Below are 19,439 nucleotides of genomic sequence, written 5' to 3'. Positions count from 1 at the left end.
TTGGGCCCCGTCGCCCTACGCCAGGACTATCACCGGGATGATCATGGGGCGGCGGCGGAGCTTCTTGGAGATCCACCGGCCGGCCACGCGGCGCATCACCTGCTGAAGCTGGTGCGTGTCGTGCGCGCCCTGGTCCATGGCCAGCACCAGCGCCTGGCTGATCTGGACCACCAGTTCGTCGAACACGCCCGGCTCCTCGGCCACCCCGCGGGCCTGAATGGTCGGCTCGACCATGATGTAGCCCTCCGCCGGGTCGACCACGGCGAAAATCGACACGAAGCCCTCGTCCGCCAGGATGCGGCGGTCCTTCAGCCCGACCTCCGTCAACTCCCCCACGGAAGAGCCGTCAACGTACACGTTGCCCACTTCGACGGCCCCGACAATCTCCGCCAGGCCCTCTGCCAAGTCGATCACCATGCCGTTCTCCGCCAGCACCACCTGGTCGGACGGGACGCCGGTGGCCACCGCGTGCCGGCCGGCGGCCACCAGGTGGCGGGCCTCGCCGTGGATCGGCATGACGCAGCGCGGGCCCACAATGTTGAGCGTGTACAGCAACTCCCCCGCCGCGCTGTGACCCGAGACGTGGACGGCCGCGTTGCCCTTGTGGACCACCTTCGCGCCCATCCGCGTCAAGCCGTTGATCACCCGGTAGACCGAGTTCTCGTTCCCGGGGATCAGGGAGGACGCCAAGATCACCGTGTCACCGGGCCCCACATGGATCTTGTGGTCGCCGTTGGCGATCCGGGACAGGGCCGCCATCGGTTCGCCCTGCGAACCCGTCGTCACGAACACCACCTCGTCGCGCGGCAGCGCGTCGGCGGTGTTGAGGGGCACAATGGTGCCCTCCGGGGCGGTCAGGTACCCCAAGTCGATCGCGATCGTCATGTTGCGGATCATGGACCGTCCCGCGAACGCCACCTTGCGGTCATGCGCCGCCGCGGCGTCCAGCACCTGCTGAACGCGGTGCACATGCGAGGAGAAGCAAGCCACCATGATCAGGCCCGGAGCCTGGTCGAACACCAGATCGAGGGTCGGCCCGATTTCCCGCTCAGTCGGGATGAAACCGGGCACTTCCGCGTTGGTTGAGTCCATCATCAGCAGGTCGACGCCCTCATCCCCCGCGCGGGCGAAGGCCCGCAAGTCGGTGATCCGGCCGTCCAACGGCAGTTGGTCCAGCTTGAAGTCGCCGGTGTGCAGCACGCGGCCCGCCTCGGTGGTGATGGTCAGCGCCAACGAGTCCGGGATAGAGTGCGTCACCGCCATAAACTCGCAAGTGAACGGCCCGAAGGTGGCGACTGAGCCGTCGTCCACGGCCAAAGTCAGCGGCTTGATGCGGTGCTCGGTCAGCTTCGCCTCAATGAACGCCAGCGTCAACTGCGACCCCACCAAGGGGATGTCGTCCCGCAGCCTCAGCAGATACGGCACCGCGCCGATGTGGTCCTCGTGCCCGTGCGTCAACACCAGCGCGACCACGTCATCCAACCGGTCGCGGATCGGCCCGAAGTCCGGCAGGATCAGGTCCACCCCCGGCTGGTGCTCTTCCGGGAACAGCACCCCGCAGTCGACCAACAGGATCTTCCCGTCGATCTCGAAGACCGTCATGTTCCGGCCGACCTCGCCCAGGCCGCCCAGCGGGATCAGCCGCAGCACGCCTTCTTCGAGTTCCGGCGGCTCGGACAGTTCGGGCCAGACTTTTGATTGCACCGCTCAATCCTCCTTCGGGGGTGTTTGAGCCCCTAACACTAACCGCCTACGCCGCCGGCGCCGTCCGCCCGGGTCCCAGCCCCACCACCGCCAGGGCGTGGCGCACGTGCCCGGCCTCCACCTCCGTGGCCTCAGCCAAGGGCAGCCTCACGGTCCGGCGGGGAAGGAGTTCCATGATCTCCAAGGCCGCCTTGATCATGACCGCGCCTTGGCCGCCGCCCATGACCGCGTCGATCACTGGCAGCATCCGGGCCATGGCGTGACGGGCGGCCGGCAGGTCGGCCCTGTCGACGGAATCGATCACCTGGCGCCAAAGATCTCCCGTCACGTGGCCCACCACCGAGACCACGCCGGAACCGCCGCTGGTCAGGAAGGCCAAGCCCAGCAGATCGTCGCCGGCGTAATACGCCAGGTTGGTCCGAACCATTTTCTGGAAGGCCGCGCCCGCCTGCCCGGTGGCGTCCTTGACCGCGACAATGCGGTCGTGGCGGGCTAGTTCCGCCAGCGTGTCCTCATGCAACTGAACCGCGCTGCGGCCGGGGATGTCGTAAATCATCACCGGCAAGTCCGTCGCGTCCGCGATGCGGAGGAAATGCTGGATCAACCCGGCCTGGCTGGGCCTGGAGTAGTACGGGGTGACGGCCAGCAGGCCGTCCGCGCCAGCCGCGGCCGCGTCAACCGCGAGCCTGACCGAGTGGGCCGTGTCGTTGGTGCCGACCCCGGCCACAACCTTGATGGCCGGACCCACCGTTTCGCGCACATCCTCAATGACCTGGCGCTTCTCCTGGTCGGTGGTGGTGGGGGCCTCACCGGTGGTGCCGTTGACCACAATCCCGTCGTGGCCGTGGGCCACCAAGTGGGCGGCCAGGTGGCGCGCCGACTCGCGGTCAAGGCCGCCGTGCTCTTTGAAGGGCGTGGCCATGGCGGTCAGAAGGGCTCCGAACGGACGCGAAGGGCGGTCAAGCTGAGACATGCACCTAACCTAGCGCTTCACCGGGTTCGACGCGCGGCGGCACCCGGCGCGGGTACGGGACCGTGGACGGTGGCCGCCAAGGCAGAGCGCCGACTTCCGTTTCCCGCCCCTGGAGGCGTTCAGGTGCAACCCAAACCACGATTGTGATCCACCACCGGATCACGATCGGCCCGAAAGTCGCACCCGTGACCGGGAGGCCGGCCGGCGGCGCCAAAGGCGGCGCGGCAGAAGGCACAATGGTCGGGTGCCAAATTCCGTGCGTGCCGCTGCCCCACTCGACGCGCCCGCTCTCGCGGCGATTCACCGCGCCAATTGGCTTGCCCTGTTGGGACTCGATTTGCCTGGCCTGGAAGCCAGTTTGGACGCGGCCGGGCTGACCCAAACCTGGGGCAACGCCATCCAACTGAGCGGCGGCGACGGCCCCTACGCCGTCTTGGCGGCGGAGGATGCGGGCGGGGCGGTGGTCGGCTTCGCGGCCCTGGGCCCGCTACTGGATCCGGACGGCGGCAAAGGCGCCGCCGAACTGGTGGCGCTGTGGGTGTCTCCAGATCACCAGCGCGCCGGCCACGGCTCGCGTTTGCTGGAGGCCTCCGCCGACGCCGCCCGCCGCCTCCAGGCCGCATCCCGCCTCTCACATTGGGTTGCCCGCCAAGACGTTTTCCGCCAGCGGTTCCTGCGCTCGGCCGGTTTCGGCGCTGACGGGGCCGAACGCTCTTGGCAGGCCCCCACCGGGGAGATCATCGACGAGGCCCGCTGGTCCGCTCGCCTCGACTAGCTCGCTGGTGCCAGGGGTGCGCTCGCGCTCGTGATGCCCCAACGCGGCCCGCCCTGGGGACTTCTTGCCGGTGGCGAGAACGCCTTCGCAGCGTGGCAGGTGAGTGGGAGGCATCTACACTGGGCGCATGGCGCGGGCCTGGCGACGGCGATACGACCCGGACGACCCGGTGCTGAAGGGTGTGCTGGACGGCATCGCCCACCTCCCCGAGGCGGGGCATGAGGAGACCTGGGGGGTGATGACGCTGCGGGTGCGGCGAAGACTGTTCGGGGTGTACGGCGGCGGGTTGGCAGGCGAGGGGCGTTGGCTGATCTTCAAACCCGTGCCGTCGGAGCGGGCCGCGCTGGCGGCCGACCCCCGGATCGGCGTGGCGCCGCATTTCAAACTGTGGCTTGAACTGGACCTCGACGCGGTGGCCGACTGGTCGGAGGTGCGGGAATTGTTGACTGATTCGTACGCGCTGGCGGCCCCGGCGGAATTGGCGGCTCGGGCGGGCGGGCGTCCGGTTTAGTCTGCGGCGGCGCGCCAGCGCCGATTCCCTCCAGCATTCCCACCCGTGCGCCTCCCCGTGCCGGGGCCGGTTGCGGTTAGCATTGACCAACAGTCACGATCCAAATAACCCCAACGGAGTTCCAGTCTTGACTACGTGCCTCGGGAGCGCACCCGCGAAATCCAGACTGCCTCGGCCGCGTATTATGATGGTTTTCGAGGTGGGGCACACGCCGCTGCCAGGCGTTTTCGAAGCGGCGGGTCCGACCAGGCGAACTTTATGACTATTCTGACCAAGACCGGCGATCAGCCCGTCCCCTCGTTGCGAGCACCCCGCATGGGCGCGGTCTACTACGTGATCGGCACCGCGATCTTGGTTGCAATGGTCGTCGCAATTCTGGTTCCCGCCTGGGCGCTCGGCCCGTTCCACTCGACCTTCCGGGGACTGGTCGCCGCAGACCGGCCTTGGCGCGAACTCTTGGCCGATCAGCCGGCCTGGCTGTGGGCTGTTCTGGGCGTGTCCGGTTGGTTGATTTCCTCGCTGTCGTTGCTGAGGATCCGGTCCCATTCCCGAGTAGTCGACTATCAGGGTTCATTGACCATGCGTAGCGCCACCGGGTGGCGCCGGGTCTACTCGCACCGCCTCGCCCTAACCGATCTGATGTCCGTCACCTGGGCGGTACTGGGGGCGCAGCTGATCTGGTTTGGCACCTCCGCCGAGTCGGCGCTGGTCGGCGCCGGCCAAAGACTCGACTATCCCGGGATCTCGTTGGTCGTGATCGTTGGCTGGATGGCGGCGCTCGAAGTCGCCGGCGGCCGGGACCCGTTGCTTTATGGCGAAGGTCCGGGCGAGTACAGCCGGGTGGCGGCGGCTTCTTTTGTCTGGTTCGGGTTGGTGGCGATCATCGCGATGGTTTGGAAGATCGACCTCGCGCGGGGATACATACTGCTCGCTTTTCCGCTCGGGCTGACGGCCTTGGTCGTGGACCGCAAAATGTGGCGATCATGGCTGGTCATCAAGCGAAGCCGCCAGGGCCTCTACACCCAGCGGGCGGTTGTGGTGGGCTCGGCCGGGCAGGCGGAAACCATCGCCAACGAGTTGATGCGCTCGCCGGCCGCCGGCTATTCAATTCAAGCGGTGGCCCTGCCGGAGGGCGAGGAACCGCCAACGGCGCTTTACGAGCTAGGTGTTCCGATCGTGACGTTCCCCGAATCGGTCACCGCCATGCGGGCCTGCATGGCGGATTCGCTGATCATCGCCGGTGGCGAAGGCGTTGACGCCGCCCTGGTCAGAGAGCTGAGCTGGGAGCTCGAACCCGGCGTTGAGCACCTGGCGGTGGCACCCAGCCTGCTGGACGTGGCCGGGCCCCGCCTGGCCACCCGACCCGTCGCCGGCCTGAACTTGCTCCACGTTGAGACCCCGCGTTTCACCGGGCCGGGCGCGAAAGCCAAGCGAGTGTTCGACGTGGTTGTGTCCGGCGCTGGCCTGTTGATCCTGTTGGTGCCCGGCGCGGTTCTGGCCCTCTTGATCAAGGCCACCTCCAAAGGGCCGGTCTTCTACCGTCAGCAACGCGTGGGACTGCATGGGTCCACTTTCTCCATCTGGAAGTTCCGTTCCATGGTGGCGGACGCCGACCAGCATGTGGAGCACCTGCGGGACCAACGCGACGCCGGCAACGAAGTCTTGTTCAAGATCCGCGACGATCCAAGGATCACGGCGGTCGGGCGCTGGATGCGGCGTTTCTCCCTGGACGAGACCCCGCAGTTGCTGAACGTCCTCTTCGGCACCATGTCCCTGGTGGGACCCCGCCCCCCCTTACCCGAGGAGGTCGACCACTACACCCAGGAGCAGGTGGCCCGGCGTTTCTTGGTGCGTCCAGGCATCACGGGGCTCTGGCAGGTGTCGGGCCGTTCCGACCTGAGTTGGACCGAGTCGATCCGACTGGATCTGTATTACGTTGAGAATTGGACGTTCATCGGCGACCTGCAACTGCTGTTCAGGACGCTGAAGGTGGTCCTTGCGGGACACGGCGCCTACTGACGCCGGCACCGCCATGTGGTTGGGGGCGGCCGGACTCCTGTCGTGGTCGCTGGCGTCATGGACGGGGGACCATCCCCAGGCCCCCGAGGCGGTTCGGCGTCACCTGGCGGAGGAAATCGCGGATCTGCCGAACGACCGGCGGCCCACTCTGCGGCTCAAGTCATGGCGCCTTTGGGGACAGAACACGACAGCCACCCGATATTTCAACATTGACGACCCGGCTCCTGCCACAAGGACGCCTCGGAAACCTGCGGCAGCCCCGGTTTTGGCCCAGGTCAGGAACGCGGCTATCCTCGTTGCCTGTGTCGTCCACCAAGCTCGGAACTGTCCTCGGGTGGGCTCTGACGATTGGGCTGGTCGCAATACTCTCGGTGATCGCGGCGGTGGCGGTGCGGTACTCCGACAAGATCCAATTGGGCCCGTGGTGGCTGGCCGTGGGCGAGGGAATCGTGTTGGCCGCGCTGGCCTGGCGCCGGTACGGGTACCGCGTGCGGGTTGCGTGGAGCCGCCGGAGCGCGCCCGGTTGGGCCGTCCCGTGCGCCGTATTCAGCGGCTCACTGGTTGTCGACCTGGTCGCGGCGCTCGCGGTGAGGACCAAGCAGTCCATCGACTGGGAGGCGATGCTCGGAGCGGCGCAGTCCATCGCTGACGGCGATTGGAGTTTCAGCGAAAGCGCCTATTACTACTATCACGCGTACCAGACGCCGTGGACGCTGCTTGAGGCCGGCCTGCTACGGGTGGGCGGCGGCAGCGTGGTGCCCATCCTGATTGTGAACGCCTTGGCGATGGCCGGCACCAATCTGCTGGTGTACCTTATGGCGCGGAGGCTGACGGGATCTGCGGCGGTGGGGATCGCAGTCGCTGCGGCCTACTTGCTGTGTCCGGGGCATATTCTGCTCGCGAACGTGTTGACGAACGAGCACATGTCTACGGTCCTCCTGTACCTCGGCTTGTACCTGGCCGTTTTGGCGGCGGCAGGACCGTTCAAATGGCGCGGCGCGGGCCTCTTCGCCGCGGCGGGCCTGGCGCTGGAGCTTGGCAACCTGGCGCGTCCGGCCGGGATAGCCATGTGGATGGGGATGATCGGCCTACTGGTCTGGTCCTTGATGTCCGCGCGGAAAGGAGCCGCAGGCCGTCGGGTGGGACGGATAGCGGCCGGGATGGGAGTCGCCGCAGCCGTTTACTTGATCGTGGGCGCCGGCGCCTCTTGGACCATCCAGGCCACCGGGGTCAATGACCAAGGCCTGAAAAACAACCTGCCGGAGCTGAAGGTCCTGAGGGCTTTTGCACCCGCCAACCCGGAGGTTCTGGACCAGGCGCGTGAGGACGTCGGCTTCGGGTTTCCGGGTGTGCTGGAAGACCCGCCGCATCCCGAGGCCCGCGAGATCGTGCGGCGCTATGTTGAGAAGGAAATCGCGGATCTGCCGAACGACTGGCAGCCCACTCTGCGGCTCCAGTTGTGGCGCCTTTGGGGACAGAACACGATGGGCGCATGGTATTTCAACATTGACGACCCGACTCCCGCCACCAGTTTCGCCCGCGCCGGCCTGGTCCTGCTGGAGCGGGGTCTTTTCCTCCCGATCGTCATCATGGCGGGATGGGCCACCATTATGAACCGGCGCTCATGGAGTGTTCTGGCGACCGCCCTCGCGTGTTTCGTCGCGGCCTACGCGCTGATGCATTTGGCGATCGAAGTGCAACCGCGCTACCGCTACCTCGCCATGCCGGCCCTGTTCGCCCTCGGCGCGCCAGCCTGGGCCCGCCTCATGGGAGGCACCAGGAGATCGCGTGACCGACAGCCGTAGGCCCCAGGTTCCCAGCTTCACGTTGGGCACATTCAACCAAAAGGATTCGCGCGCGCTGGGCCGCGTCGTGGCAGAGGCAGTTCGGCTGGGCGGGATCGGCTTCGACACCGCCCCCGGGTACGGGACCCAGCTCACCCTCGGCTCGGCGATTCGCGCCACCGGGTGCGACCGCTCGGCCGTTTTTGTCTCCGACAAAGTCGACGGGATACAGGTGCAAGAGAGCGCCGAGGGGGGAAAGAGCATAGTCCGGCAAGTCCTCCAGGTGCTGGCGGCGAACCGCCTTGCGTACTACGACGCCATTTACGTTCATTGGCCTTTTCTCGACTACCTTGACCACGCCTGGGCTCAGCTGCGCGAACTGAGGGACCGGGGAGCGGCGCGAGCGCTGGGGTTGTGCAACGTGACTCCCGGCCACCTCACCGATCTACGCGATCGGGGAATAATCCCCGACCTGGTCCAGAACGAAGTCCACCCCCTTTGCACCGACCAGGAACTCACGTCCTATTGCACCGAACACGGCATTCCGCTGGTCGCCTACACGCCGACCGCCCGGCTGAGCCCACCGGTCGCCCAAAGTCCCGCGCTCGCGCGGATGTCCCAACAGCACGGTGCTTCGCTAACGCAGGTCATTCACCGTTGGCACATCCAAAGAGGTCGGCACGTGGTCTTCATGACAACCAAAGTGGGCCGCGTCTTCGAGAATACGCATGTCGACCATTTTTCCCTCGACGAGGACGACCTTCGCGCGATCGACCAACTCAATCAGAACGCAAGAATGTTCCTGCCGTCGCTTGGCGTCACAGGATACTGACATGGGCAGAATCTACTTGGTCCTGTTCGCCGGCAAGTTCGCCCTGGCGGGCCTGCTCGCGCTTGGCGGCGCGGCCGGCCTGCTGTTCGGCTGGCCCGGCTGGGTGTGCGGGATCGCATTCTTCTTGTCCGTCCTCGTTCTGGCGCTCACAGCAATGGACCTCTGCGTGCACCGGATGGTCGCACGGCCGCTCGCTCTCACTTGGACCGATTTCCCGGCCTCGCGGAACTTCGACGCGCTCATTGTGGGCGGCAAGGAGGCATGGCTCCGCCATGGTTTCAAGGCGACGTTTGGGGACGCCAAGACTCTTTCATTGTGCCTGCCCGGCCAAGAGGAGCGGCTCAGCACACTTGTTGTGATGCGCTACCACTCGTACCTGCGCAAAGGCGGCACAGTTGTCTATTACCTGGACCCGGCGGCCGAAAAGGGCCGGGCCCTGCGGTCATATGCCAACCTGTCAATGCTTCACCCGATGGACCAACGCCGCCTGACGGGAAAGATGCTGCGCAAGTGGGACCGGATGGCGCCGTTGGTCTTTTACCCTTGGACCATCCAACTCCCGGCCGCGTTGTTGCGGGCCGCCATTAGGCGTCGCCGAGTTGAGCCAGCCGAATGCCCCCCAGGCGAGCCGCCGGCCCCCTTGCTGGACTTTTGCCGGGAGCGCGGTTACAAGCTGGATTACCTGGTGGTGGGAGACGCCAGGCCTTCATGAGCCGGGGCGCCCGCTCAGCGCATGCCGATCAGTCGTTTCACGGCCGCCTTCAGGCCCGGCGGCAAGCGCCGTCCAACGGACCTCGCCCAGCGGGAGCCCCGTGCCGGGCTTCTCATCAGCTCCACCGCTCGCGTGTCGTCCTCCATGGTCACGAACACTTCGAACAGCACGGGCGCCTCTCCGTCTTCTAGAAAGCGCCCGATGCCGTCGTCGAACTCGGCCGTGGAACGGGCGGCCACGTACCGAAAACCGCTCGCTTCGGCCCATTCGCGGGCGGCGCCAAAATGACCCGCCGCCGCGGTGAAGCGGTTCGCCCGTTCTCCGAACTGGTAGGCCGCGTTGGTGGTCATGCGGAACTCGGCGCCACCACCGTTGTTCACAACCAGGATTCGCGCGTTGCCCTTGATGTGGCGATTGCCGATCGCGTTCATGTCGTAGAAGAAGCTGAGATCTCCTATGACCAGCACGGAAGTGCGTTCCGTGGCCACGGCGTGCCCCAGGAAGGTCGACAAGGACCCGTCAATCCCGAATCCCGCGACGTTCGAGTAGACCCGGATGCTCGGATCCAACGGCACCATGTCCCAGTGGCGCAGCGAATTGAGGATGCCCAAATGAAGGACGCACCCGGCCGGGAGGCGTGGCGCCAGCGCCTGCGCCACATACGCCTGAGACAGGGGCAGACCGTCCGGCGGTTCCACCTTTGCCGCAGCCTCCGCCCAGGCATCGAAGAAGGGCGCGGCCACCGGGCCGTCGCCAAGGGACTCGGCCATGCGCCTGAAAAACTGCTCGTCATCGCATTCGAACACGCGGGTCATCCGGCCGTAGGTGTCCCTGATCTCCCCGTCCGGGCCGACCCGCCAGTGCTCGTATTCGCCAAGGCTCAAGAAAGCCCGAAGATCGTAATCGCCGAGCAGGCCGCCAATCGAAATGACCACGTCTGGTCGAAAAGCCGCTGACGGCACGCGCCCCAGACGCTGCAAGACCGGGTTGCCGTGAACGGACCTTGGGCCATGGTAGTTGGACAGGTGGCTGACGAACACGATTGAGTTCGTGGCCTCGGAAAACGAATCCAGGGCCGCCTGCTGGGAAGCCGTGAACGGGCTGTGTTGGCCAACCACCACCATGACCCGGCTCCGGCGCCCAAGGCTCGGCCAATCCTGGTCCGGCAGCGAATGGTGCCAGATCCGACGCGGCTTTTCCAGGCGGTCACGCCCCCGCGCCCACTGGTCAATCGTGGGGACGTTCACCTGGACCGGGCCGCCTCCGTGGAGCGTCAGCGCCGTCAACGCTTGGTTGACCAACCTGACGCAATAGCGGGCGTCGTCGTCATCCTTGACGACCGGAAGCGTGACCGTCACCTTGGCCGTGTCCGAGGGCACAGACGATTGCCTGACGCACTGCATGTTTAACTGGTCGATTTGGCTGGGGGGGTAGTCGCCCATGATCGCCACGATCGGCGCCTGCCGGTAATAGGCCTCCGTCAATCCCGGGAGGTAGTTCCTGGTCGCTTGGCCGCTGGTGCAACTGAGGGCCACCGGTTCGCCGGTTTCAAGATAGATCCCTATGGCGAAGTAAGCCGCGCCCCGTTCGTCCACCACGGAGTAGCAAGTGAAATCCGGATCATCCTCGACGCTCTTGACGAAGGGGATGTTTCGCGCCCCCGGAGAGATCACCACATGGCGGACACCGTAATCCTTGAGCAGCGGTAGCAGGATCCGGTAGTTCCTTTGCGCGGTGTACAAGGGGTAGACCTCCTGACGGCCTTACGATTGATCGGCTTGACCGGGTTCCCGGCGGCTCCTGGGCCGGTCTCAACCAGGTCGGCTGTTCATACTACCTCAAGGCCTGTCTCAAGCCGGGATCCGACCACGCGGGCGGTGGCCTTCTTGCCGCCGTCCTAGGCCATTGACCGCACGGCGGTTCTGGCGTCGCGAAATGCGGCCCTGAGCGCCCGGCGGCTCGCGCCCCAGGCCATCGACAGAACAAAGAACACGGCAACGGCACCGAGGGCTCCCGCAATCGTTCCGACCAACGCGCCCAAACCGGACAGGTATGGTGCGCCGACCCAGCAAACCCCGTAGGTGACACAGGCGGGAGCCAGAATCGCAATGCCGCCGCGCACAAAGTCATGTGAGACCAGCGCGCCGTGACGTTGGCCAACCCGCAGGGCTATCAGCCAGGTGAGGCCGGTTGAAATGGAAAACGCCCAGGCCACGGCTTCGGTCGATATCAGCGAGAACAAGACCACAGCGGCGACTGTGATGGACTTGGTGATCGCGTTGGATTGCAGAAGACCGCGGCTCTTGCCCGATGAGACAAACGCCCAATAGTTAACGGTGTTGAGCGTCCAGAAGACCCCGCCCAAGGCGAGAATGCGAAGCAGCGTGCCCGTCTCCGCCCAATCGGCTCCGAACAGCAGGTCTATAAGAGGAGACGCGCACCCCGCGATCGCCAGGAACACTATGGCGACGGGGAAGCCGACCAGCGACTGCAGCCTGACCAGCAGCGCCTGCCTATCGCGTCCCTCTTGGGAGGCTTTCCTCAACGTCGGTATGACAACGTTGGTCATCGGCGACAGCAGCGCCGCCTGGGGCGCCAGGAGCAGTTGAAAAGCGCGGTTGTAGTAGCCCAGGGGCGTGGACCCGAAACGCGCGCCTATCACCATGGTGTCGGCGTTGGACGCGGCGAATTGCAGCAACGACGACAAACCGTAGTGCCCTCCCGCCCGGAAAAGCGCCGTTGACGACCTGAGATGCCTGGGCTTTTGGGGACGGAATCTGGTCAGCCACCACCGTGACACCACCATCACACACGCCACAACCAGCGGCTGAATGGCCAGCGCCCAATAGCCCATGCCGTTCGCGGCTCCGACGATGGCGAACCCATAGCCCGCGCCCCACGCCAGGCAGTCGCTGACGACCACGGCGACGAACCGCATGGCCCGCACCAGTTGCACCTGGAGCTGGGCTTGGGCACCGTTCAACAAGGTGGCGGCCGCCATCCAGGGAATGATGGTCCCCAGGCGCGGCTCCCCGTACAACGCCACCACCAATGGCGTGAGCCCCACCAGCAGGAGGCCGCCCAAAGCGCCGAGCACAACGTTCGCCCAGAACAAGTTCGAGGCCTGCTGGGCGGACAAGTGCTGTGCCTGGATCCCGGAAGTCGACATGCCGAAGTCCCGGATCAGTTCGCTCAGGGCCACGAATACGGCCACCATTGCGACCAAGCCGAAATCCTCAGGCAGCAGAAGACGCGTCAACGCGATGGTGCCGAAGAAGTGAATCGCCACCCGGCCGAACTGGCCCACAAGGCTCGCCCCCGCGCCGCGGGCCCCGGAACGCAGAGCCGTGGACACGGCATCCAAGACTACCAAGAACCCCTGGTGCCGATGGCCTTCCCGCGTTTCCCCGTCCCCCGTTCCCCTGCGCCACGTCTCCGCGGCCGCCGCCGTCCAGGCCACCGGCCGTGGGGGCCGCGCCCCCGCTCAGCGCTCGGCGCGCGAACGCTCGTCGGCGGGGGAGGCCGGGGCCGCAAGGCCGACGAAGTTCGACTGGGCCAACTCGCTGAGCCGCCCAACTCCAGGCCCCACGTCGGGACCGGATCCTTGGCGGGCATAGGCCTCAAGAATCGGTATCACCTGGTCGGCGAAGCCTTCTTTGGGTTCTAAGCACCAGTCCGGGGTTCCAACCTCGCGCAGCAGTCCCGCCACTTTCCCCTGGGTGCTCAGGACGATCGCGGGAGTGCCCTGCGACAGGGCGAGAATCGCCAGGTGCATCCTGCCGGTCAGCACCAGGCTCGCGCGCTCCGCCAGGGCCTTGATCTGCTGGGGGGTTAGCAACGCCGACACCTGCCCCGGCTCCCAGGCGAGCCGGTCCACCACGGTCCGGATGGCCGACGCGTCTCCCCCGGCGGCATCGCCGACATGAGGGACAAACAGCACTTGAAAACCCAACGCGCGGGCCGCGTCCGCGACCCGCTGGTAGTCGCGGGAAAGGTCCACGCTTCGCGCGATCAAGGCGCTCACGTTGACCAACAGCAGCGGCCCCCGCGAGGCCAGCTCTTGCGCCAGACGAACGGCCGGCTCCGAATCATCCTTGCCCTGCAGACGGAAGACTATGTCGGCGGCGCGGCGGGCGGGCGCACCCGTGGCGGCTTCGAAGCGATCCGCCGAGTCGGGGTCCCTCAGATAGGCGACCACGCCGGACTCGACCGCGCTTCGAGCCGCGTCCGCGACCGCCTGGTCAACGTCCTGTTGCCAACTGAAACCCAACACTCGAGTCGGCAACCCCGCCTCAGCCGCGCCCTGGGCCAACGCCCACTCCACGACCGACTTGCGGACGCCGTAACCCCCGTCCATCACGTCGGCGCCGACCAGGGCGACCGACCGGGCGCGGGTCGCCAGGCGGGCGAAGCGCGCCACGTCCCGTCGATGCGAAAGGCCGAATCCGTAGATCAAGCGGCCAAGCTTGACCAGACGAACGCGGTCCGCCGCGTCATCCGGAATCCGGTACGTCGCCCTGGGCCCCGTTATGGCGAGGATGCGGCCCGGCGCGTTCTGAACAAAAGTCTCGAACATCGCCTGGTCGCCAATGTTGTTCACCCCTGTCGACGTGATCAAGAGATGATAGCCGGGCCCCCTCCGGGGCTCCCGCGCGGCCTCCCCAAACGTCCTGAGAACGCGCCGCCGAGTCGCCCGCACCAAACGGGGAGAGTCCGCCGCGCCCAAGACGGCGCGCCGCGCTTTCATGAGGGCGCCGATCAGGTGCCGCTTCAGAGCGTTGGTCATGTTCCGCCTAACCTTTCGCCGACTTGCAACTCACCGCTACCCCCAGTGGAGCTATCAAGTCCGCTCGCTTGAAAACAGTTGTTTCAGTCTTAGCGCCGGCGTCTCGATCAATCGCCAACTCAAGTATCCCGCGGTGATCGCCAACCCCATCGCGCCGAATGAGACGACTAGCGCCCACAACCCTGCCAGGGCGAACTCCCCGGTGACAAACGAGACCAAGTGGAAGACGGGGGCGTGAACCAGGTACAGGCTGTAGCTGGACAATCCGACCACCTGCACAAACCGGACGGAGACGACCTTCTCAAAGGCCAGACGGATCCGGGTCGGCGAATTGGGGCGCAGCATGCCGTAGAGGATCAGACCGCATGCGACTGCGGATTGCGCGGTGTAGCGGATTGTGTCCCTGAACATGTCGTTGCGCACCGCCACCGAAGCCAGGTAGAGCATGATCATCGCCAAGAGCATCCAGTCGCTGCGGAAGATGGCCGACACCCGTCTCCAGAGGTTGTTGGCCAGTTTCCGGTAAAAGACAATCGCCGTCAGAACGCCGATCCCGATTGAGTCGAGCCGGGTGTCAGTCCCATAGTAGGAACGCTCCCATGAGGCGCCGGCGAAGGCGAAGGCAAAACGCTCCGTGATCGCAAGGCACGACATGACGACCGCTCCGTAGGCCAGAACCCTTATGGGGCGACCACTTCGGTGGACAAGCCAGAGCCAAGCCAACGCGAACGCGATATAGAATTGCTCCTCGATCGCCAGGCTCCAGGTCACGCCTGATCCGGGCAGAACGCCGGGTCCTTCCGGCTCTCGTGTCCAGTTGTAGAAGAAGAAGACCTGGCTCAGAAACCTTCCCCAGTTGACCGGCCGAAAGACCGCATAGACCAGCGTGGGCACAGCGATTATCGCGACAAAAGGCGGGATTATCTTGAGGCAACGGCGCCAATAAAACCCGCGAACGGAGAACCCGCCCGTTCTGTCGAATTCTTTCAATGTCACCAGCGTGATGACGAAACCCGAGATGGCGAAGAACAGCGTCACGCCGCTGCCGCCAGGCACCGCCAGGTCGGGCCAAAGGTGGGAGACCACCACCACGAGAACCGCGTAGGCCCGCAGTGCGTCGATATGGGCGTAACGTCCCAGGCGATTGGCCAGCGGGCGCACGCGATTGGAATCCACCGTCACCTTTCAGAATCTCCAATCCGGGGTCTTGTGCGCCTCCGCCGCGACCGGAATTCGGAGTACAGCCATCCGCGAAACGCCCACCATAGCAAAAGCCCGCTCGACCGTCAGGCCTTGACCAGCACGGCGCCGATCGGGTGGCTGTTTGTCAGTTCCAGATCAACGCCAAGTTGGCGAAGGCTGGTGATTCTGGTCTTGCCGGGCACTGCGGCGAGCAGCACGCTCTGCGTCAGGCTTGCCGCAGACAGGGCGATTGGCTCGGCGTCGCAAACGAACAACACCGGCCGAGTGGCCGAATGGGCGAGCAGTTGGCGCGCGGCGCGGCCGGAAGCCATCAGCTCGGGGGTCAGCAACACCCGCTGTTCCAGCCAGGGCACAAGCGGCAATTCGTCCAAAGACTGCACGATCTCTTCGCCGACCTTCCCCTTCCCCGCCACGATGACGGCATCCGGCCCCATGACGGCCGCGAGGCGCGACGCGGCGCCAGACTCGGCGATTGCCGCCACATCTGCGGCGCTCGAACACATCATCAGCAGGAACCGCACCGAGTCGGCTCGCAGGGCCAGCCTGATCTTCTCAAGAACCCGGCTTTCCTCCGGCACCGGGATCCGTGAGGCACGTGGCCGGGAACTGGCAAGCGTGCCGAAGACGGGCAGCCCGAACTCCCGCATGGTGTCAGAGCTGAGCACGGTTCGCCGGGCGAAGTATGCCACCCCCACCAGGACAAACCCCAGGGCGCACCCGAGGATCCCGCCGGTCGCCATCTGGCTGGCCAGACTCGGGCCCGGCGCGGAGGTGAGTTCCGCCGTGACCGGCCCCGGAACATAGACGGCGCCGCGCCCGCCTGCCCCCGCCAACTCCTTGACGTTGTCCGTCACGGCGGTGATCACCGCCGCCACGGCGGCGCGGGCGGCCGCAGGCTCATTCGCGTCGACAAACGCCTCGATTCTCGCCTCGTCTGGGGTCTGCGAGATTCTGATGGCCTGCTCCAGGTCGACCAGCTCGAGATCCAGTCCCCCGGCTTCGGCCGCCGCTCGGTAGTCTTCCTCGTCCAAGCCCATCGCCAGGACCTGGGCCGCCCAGGTGTTGGAGTAATGAGTCACGCGGTCGGCGCCATACCAGCCAACGATCACATTGGAACTGGCCGTGTAGGTCGCGGGTTGAGCCGTGAACGTCTGATAGCCGACCGCCACGCCCGCGACAAGGCCCACAAGGATCAGCCACCAAAACTTGCGCACCACAAGGAGCCCGTCACGAAAACTCATTGTTACCCCTTCCCGAACTGCCAGGCGCGTGTTGGGCGGACGGCCGTCGCAAGGTCTGAGCGGGGCTCAGACGCATGCGGTTCGCCACCGCCTGGTGCGATAGCCCACCCAGCGTCCCTGGGCGCGCTTCCGGTCCGGACGGCGGCTGAAAGGCTACGGGCACGACAAACGAGAATACTAGACGCGAACGCCGCTCCTTGTGGCCGCTCGCCGGGAACCGGCGAAGACAGGCGCGCCTTGCCCTCGCCGCCAGGGCGGCACATCCCAGCCAGTCACTTGGGAGCCACGTATCCTAGGTGTGCAGCGGCCTGCGGCCGGCTGGGCGAAATTGGAGGTCCCGACACCACATGGCATTGAACGATCGGCCTGCGGCGGCAACGCGCCAGGCTGCGGCCGGGGGAAAGCCCCCCGGCCGCCGTCGCGAGCGCCTGCGCGTTCGGTGGTTACGCCAGGTCGACTCCGTGCCTGTGGACGCGGTGCCGGCGCTTTGCTGGGGCGGGGCTCTCGCGACGGTCACCTACGGCGTTCCGGCGGTCCTGGCCCCCATATTGCCAACGGTCGGGTTGGTCATCAGCTGCCTTGTCACGGTGGTCGCGTCCGCGCTGATGGCGCGGCGCGCTTTTGACGCCTACCTGTATTACTGGCTGGTGCTTGCCATGAGCCAAAACTTCATCTCCGGGCTCTGGTTCCGACTTGTGCAAGAGGAAGCGCCTTTGGCCGTGACAGAGGCGAAGACGCTGTCCGCTTTGGTGGCCGCGGCCGCCTGTGCTCCTGCGGTTTGGAACTACCTCTCCCGGCTGCGCCCGGTGCTTTGGGTGCTGGCCGCGTATTTCGCGTGCATGGCGATCAACCTGCGGTCCCTGGCGCCCAGCGCGCTGGCCTACGGGCGGAACTTCGCCCTGCCAATCCTGGTCCTCTTGCTGGTGGCGGCCAGGACGCGAACGTGGCAGCGGGAGAGGAAGAACCAGATCCTTGGCAGTTGGCTGTCGTTTCTGGCAAGCGCGTTGTTCGCCGGGGCGATGATCGAGGAAATGGTCGGCACCTCGCGATGGCGCGGCTTCATGGGCACCGAGACCCTTGCCTCGCTCTCTTCTTTGTCGACCTCCACGCCGCTGTTCGGCATCAAGATCGAACGGATCGGCGGTTTTCTAGGCGAACCCGTGACCGCCGGATACATCGCTTCGGGCACCGTCCTCGCGGCGGCCATGCTGTGGTTCTCCGCCTCGTCAAGTCCCGAAGAGCGGTCCCGCCTGGGGGCTCTTGGCGTTGTGCGCTTTTGCCTGGTAATCATGGGAGCCGGCATTGCCTGCTTCCTCTCCGGCGTGAAGATGGCGCCTTTGCTGCTGGTGCTGGGCTTCGCGCTGTACGGCCTGGGCCAGCGGCCGGCGTGGCGAGCAAAAGTCGTGGCGGCGGCCCCGGCCATGGTGGCCCTCGCCACCTTGACATACATGACCGTCCTCTACCGAGGCGCCGTGGTCCACGCCTTCAGCGACCCCGCCTCCCTGATCCGGGGCGACAGCTCTTCGATTCACTGGTCCGGCCTGGTGCTGGGCGTCCGGAGCGCTTTGAGCCAGCCGTTGGGGCACCATTTGGGCGAGGGGGGAAACTTCGGCAGGCTGTTCGACGTCCTCAACGAAGATTCCAGCGCGCCGGCGTCCGTGATTGGAACCCTTGAAACCGGCAGCGAGTCCGGGCTGGGGGTCATGGCCTACCAAATCGGGTTGCCGGGCCTGATCCTCTTCGTGGTCGTTGTGGCTCTCCTCGCCCGCATGCTGGGCCGACAGTCTGCGGCGCTCCTCGGCACTTGGATCGGCACCGCAGCCATCGCAGAGTCCATGTTGGGACCGTTGGTGGCGGGCCCGCTGCTCATTTCCGCAGCCTTGCTGGCCGAGCCCGAACACAGCCCGGCCCCGCCGCGCCGAAGGGCCTCGAAGCTGGGCGGCAAATCAGACAAAGCCGCCAGTCGGATGACTGTGCGCCGCAGCGTTCGCCCCAAACAAGGCTGACCCGCAGTTGGCCGCTCTCCGTGGGAAAGCCTCCGGTCCGCAGCGGGGCGCCACCGGAAACAAAAGGCGCCCGTGTAATCTTGCCTGAATGACTGCAAACGGTCGCGGCCGCCGGCCAGCGCGCTTCGAAGTGTCTGAAGGCGTGCTCAGGCTGTACGGGCAGGCCGTGTTCAGCGGGAGCCCGAACGCCTTGCTTGCCCGGATCGACGAGTTGGCGAAAGACGGAGACAGGCACCTGGTGACCACGCTGAACGTGAACCAAGTCTTGGACCTGCAGGAAAACCCGGCCTACCGCAGCGCTTACCAGGCGGCCTCACTGCGAACTATTGACGGCATGCCCCTGGTGGTGCTGGCCCGGTTGATGGGTCTGGCCAAACCGTGGCGAAACACGGGCGCCGACTTGATCTTCCAGGTGACTCGCGCCGCGAACGCGCGCGGTTGGAAAGTCGCGCTGGTCGGCGGCGCCCCCGGAATTGCGGCGAAAGCCGCCGAGCGTCTCACCGAAATCTCGCACGGGGCAGCGATCCGGGGCTTTGGCCTCCCGGTGCTGCGTTCGGCCGCCGATCAAGGATCTGCGGACGTGGTGGGGGAACTGGGCGCTTTTCGTCCTTCGGTCGTGTTCATCTGCCTGGGCGCGCCGAAACAGGAGTTGTGGTTCCGCCAATGGCGCGACACCCTCCCGCCGGGCGTCTACGTGGGCGCGGGAGCGGCCGTGGACTTTGCCGCCGGAGTTGTGCGGCGGGCTCCGAAGTGGACGCAGAGCCTTGGCCTCGAGTGGGCCTGGCGCCTTGCCCAAGAGCCCAGGCGCCTGGCGCGGCGTTACCTGGTGGAGGGTCCCCGATTCTTGGGGGTCGCCGCAGCCAGTTTGAGGCAAGGCCGCCGGGGAAAATGAC

General features: G+C 66.1%; 15 protein-coding genes. 8 read left to right on the top strand and 7 right to left on the bottom strand.

Going from position 1 to position 19,439, the window contains the following annotated elements:
• Nucleotides 1–15: 15 nt before the first annotated feature.
• Complete coding sequence (locus LBC97_02325; protein MDR2564895.1) at nt 16–1,704, bottom strand: ribonuclease J; 1,689 nt, start codon at nt 1,702–1,704, stop codon at nt 16–18.
• A 46-nt stretch (nt 1,705–1,750) separates the two neighbouring features.
• Entirely contained in the window at nt 1,751–2,677 is a 927-nt protein-coding gene (gene dapA / locus LBC97_02320; GenBank protein MDR2564894.1) for a 4-hydroxy-tetrahydrodipicolinate synthase, read from the bottom strand.
• A 244-nt stretch (nt 2,678–2,921) separates the two neighbouring features.
• On the opposite strand from dapA, the gene LBC97_02315 reads away from it, so the two are divergent.
• The 6 genes from LBC97_02315 to LBC97_02290 all read left to right on the top strand — a co-directional run bounded on the left by LBC97_02315 (nt 2,922) and on the right by LBC97_02290 (nt 9,310).
• Nucleotides 2,922–3,452 carry a GNAT family N-acetyltransferase gene (locus LBC97_02315; GenBank protein ID MDR2564893.1) on the top strand — a complete coding sequence of 177 codons (531 nt, stop codon included), beginning with the start codon at nt 2,922–2,924 and terminating at the stop codon, nt 3,450–3,452.
• Nucleotides 3,453–3,579: 127 nt separating this feature from the next.
• Nucleotides 3,580–3,963 (top strand): MmcQ/YjbR family DNA-binding protein, encoded by a 384-nt coding sequence (locus LBC97_02310; GenBank protein ID MDR2564892.1) that lies wholly within the window; start codon nt 3,580–3,582, stop codon nt 3,961–3,963.
• A 258-nt stretch (nt 3,964–4,221) separates the two neighbouring features.
• Entirely contained in the window at nt 4,222–5,982 is a 1,761-nt protein-coding gene (locus LBC97_02305) for a sugar transferase (GenBank protein MDR2564891.1), read from the top strand.
• 302 nt (nt 5,983–6,284) lie between these two features.
• Entirely contained in the window at nt 6,285–7,787 is a 1,503-nt protein-coding gene (locus LBC97_02300; GenBank protein MDR2564890.1) for a hypothetical protein, read from the top strand.
• On the top strand, nt 7,771–8,598 hold the full coding sequence (locus tag LBC97_02295; GenBank protein MDR2564889.1) for an aldo/keto reductase: 828 nt from the start codon (nt 7,771–7,773) through the stop codon (nt 8,596–8,598). The genes LBC97_02300 and LBC97_02295 overlap by 17 nt, the downstream gene beginning before the upstream one ends.
• Nucleotide 8,599: 1 nt before the next feature.
• On the top strand, nt 8,600–9,310 hold the full coding sequence (locus LBC97_02290; protein ID MDR2564888.1) for a hypothetical protein: 711 nt from the start codon (nt 8,600–8,602) through the stop codon (nt 9,308–9,310).
• Nucleotides 9,311–9,324: 14 nt separating this feature from the next.
• Here the strand turns inward: LBC97_02290 and LBC97_02285 are convergent, their stop codons facing one another.
• The 5 genes from LBC97_02285 to LBC97_02265 form a co-directional block, all read right to left on the bottom strand.
• Nucleotides 9,325–11,052 (bottom strand): 2-succinyl-5-enolpyruvyl-6-hydroxy-3-cyclohexene-1-carboxylate synthase, encoded by a 1,728-nt coding sequence (locus tag LBC97_02285; protein ID MDR2564887.1) that lies wholly within the window; start codon nt 11,050–11,052, stop codon nt 9,325–9,327.
• Between the two features lie 155 nt (nt 11,053–11,207).
• A complete protein-coding gene (locus LBC97_02280) occupies nt 11,208–12,665 on the bottom strand; it encodes a lipopolysaccharide biosynthesis protein (protein ID MDR2564886.1) in 1,458 nt (485 codons plus the stop codon).
• Nucleotides 12,666–12,794: 129 nt separating this feature from the next.
• The gene (locus LBC97_02275) at nt 12,795–14,096 is read right to left on the bottom strand and encodes a polysaccharide pyruvyl transferase family protein (GenBank protein MDR2564885.1); all 1,302 of its coding nucleotides are present in this window, start codon (nt 14,094–14,096) and stop codon (nt 12,795–12,797) included.
• Between the two features lie 54 nt (nt 14,097–14,150).
• Complete coding sequence (locus tag LBC97_02270) at nt 14,151–15,272, bottom strand: acyltransferase (GenBank protein MDR2564884.1); 1,122 nt, start codon at nt 15,270–15,272, stop codon at nt 14,151–14,153.
• A 110-nt stretch (nt 15,273–15,382) separates the two neighbouring features.
• Nucleotides 15,383–16,540 (bottom strand): hypothetical protein, encoded by a 1,158-nt coding sequence (locus LBC97_02265; GenBank protein MDR2564883.1) that lies wholly within the window; start codon nt 16,538–16,540, stop codon nt 15,383–15,385.
• Nucleotides 16,541–17,007: 467 nt separating this feature from the next.
• Here LBC97_02265 and LBC97_02260 point away from each other — a divergent pair, with 467 nt between their 5' ends.
• Nucleotides 17,008–18,546, top strand: a complete 1,539-nt coding sequence (locus LBC97_02260; protein ID MDR2564882.1) for a hypothetical protein — start codon at nt 17,008–17,010, stop codon at nt 18,544–18,546.
• 88 nt (nt 18,547–18,634) lie between these two features.
• Nucleotides 18,635–19,438 (top strand): WecB/TagA/CpsF family glycosyltransferase, encoded by an 804-nt coding sequence (locus LBC97_02255; GenBank protein ID MDR2564881.1) that lies wholly within the window; start codon nt 18,635–18,637, stop codon nt 19,436–19,438.
• Nucleotide 19,439 lies beyond the last annotated feature (1 nt).

It is taken from the genome of Bifidobacteriaceae bacterium (assembly GCA_031281585.1).
Taxonomy (GTDB): domain Bacteria; phylum Actinomycetota; class Actinomycetes; order Actinomycetales; family WQXJ01; genus JAIRTF01.
The sequence above is the reverse complement of the archived record's forward strand: the minus strand, read 5'-3'. Positions and strand labels throughout refer to the sequence as shown.

What these genes read in the sequence shown, in the direction of transcription:
- LBC97_02310 (MDR2564892.1), top strand. Translation starts at nt 3,580, where the DNA reads ATGGCGCGGGCCTGGCGACGGCGATACGACCCGGACGACCCGGTGCTG.
- LBC97_02265 (MDR2564883.1), bottom strand. Translation starts at nt 16,540, where the DNA reads ATGAGTTTTCGTGACGGGCTCCTTGTGGTGCGCAAGTTTTGGTGGCTG.
- LBC97_02275 (MDR2564885.1), bottom strand. Translation starts at nt 14,096, where the DNA reads ATGACCAACGCTCTGAAGCGGCACCTGATCGGCGCCCTCATGAAAGCG.
- LBC97_02305 (MDR2564891.1), top strand. Translation starts at nt 4,222, where the DNA reads ATGACTATTCTGACCAAGACCGGCGATCAGCCCGTCCCCTCGTTGCGA.
- LBC97_02290 (MDR2564888.1), top strand. Translation starts at nt 8,600, where the DNA reads ATGGGCAGAATCTACTTGGTCCTGTTCGCCGGCAAGTTCGCCCTGGCG.
- dapA (MDR2564894.1), bottom strand. Translation starts at nt 2,677, where the DNA reads ATGTCTCAGCTTGACCGCCCTTCGCGTCCGTTCGGAGCCCTTCTGACC.
- LBC97_02255 (MDR2564881.1), top strand. Translation starts at nt 18,635, where the DNA reads ATGACTGCAAACGGTCGCGGCCGCCGGCCAGCGCGCTTCGAAGTGTCT.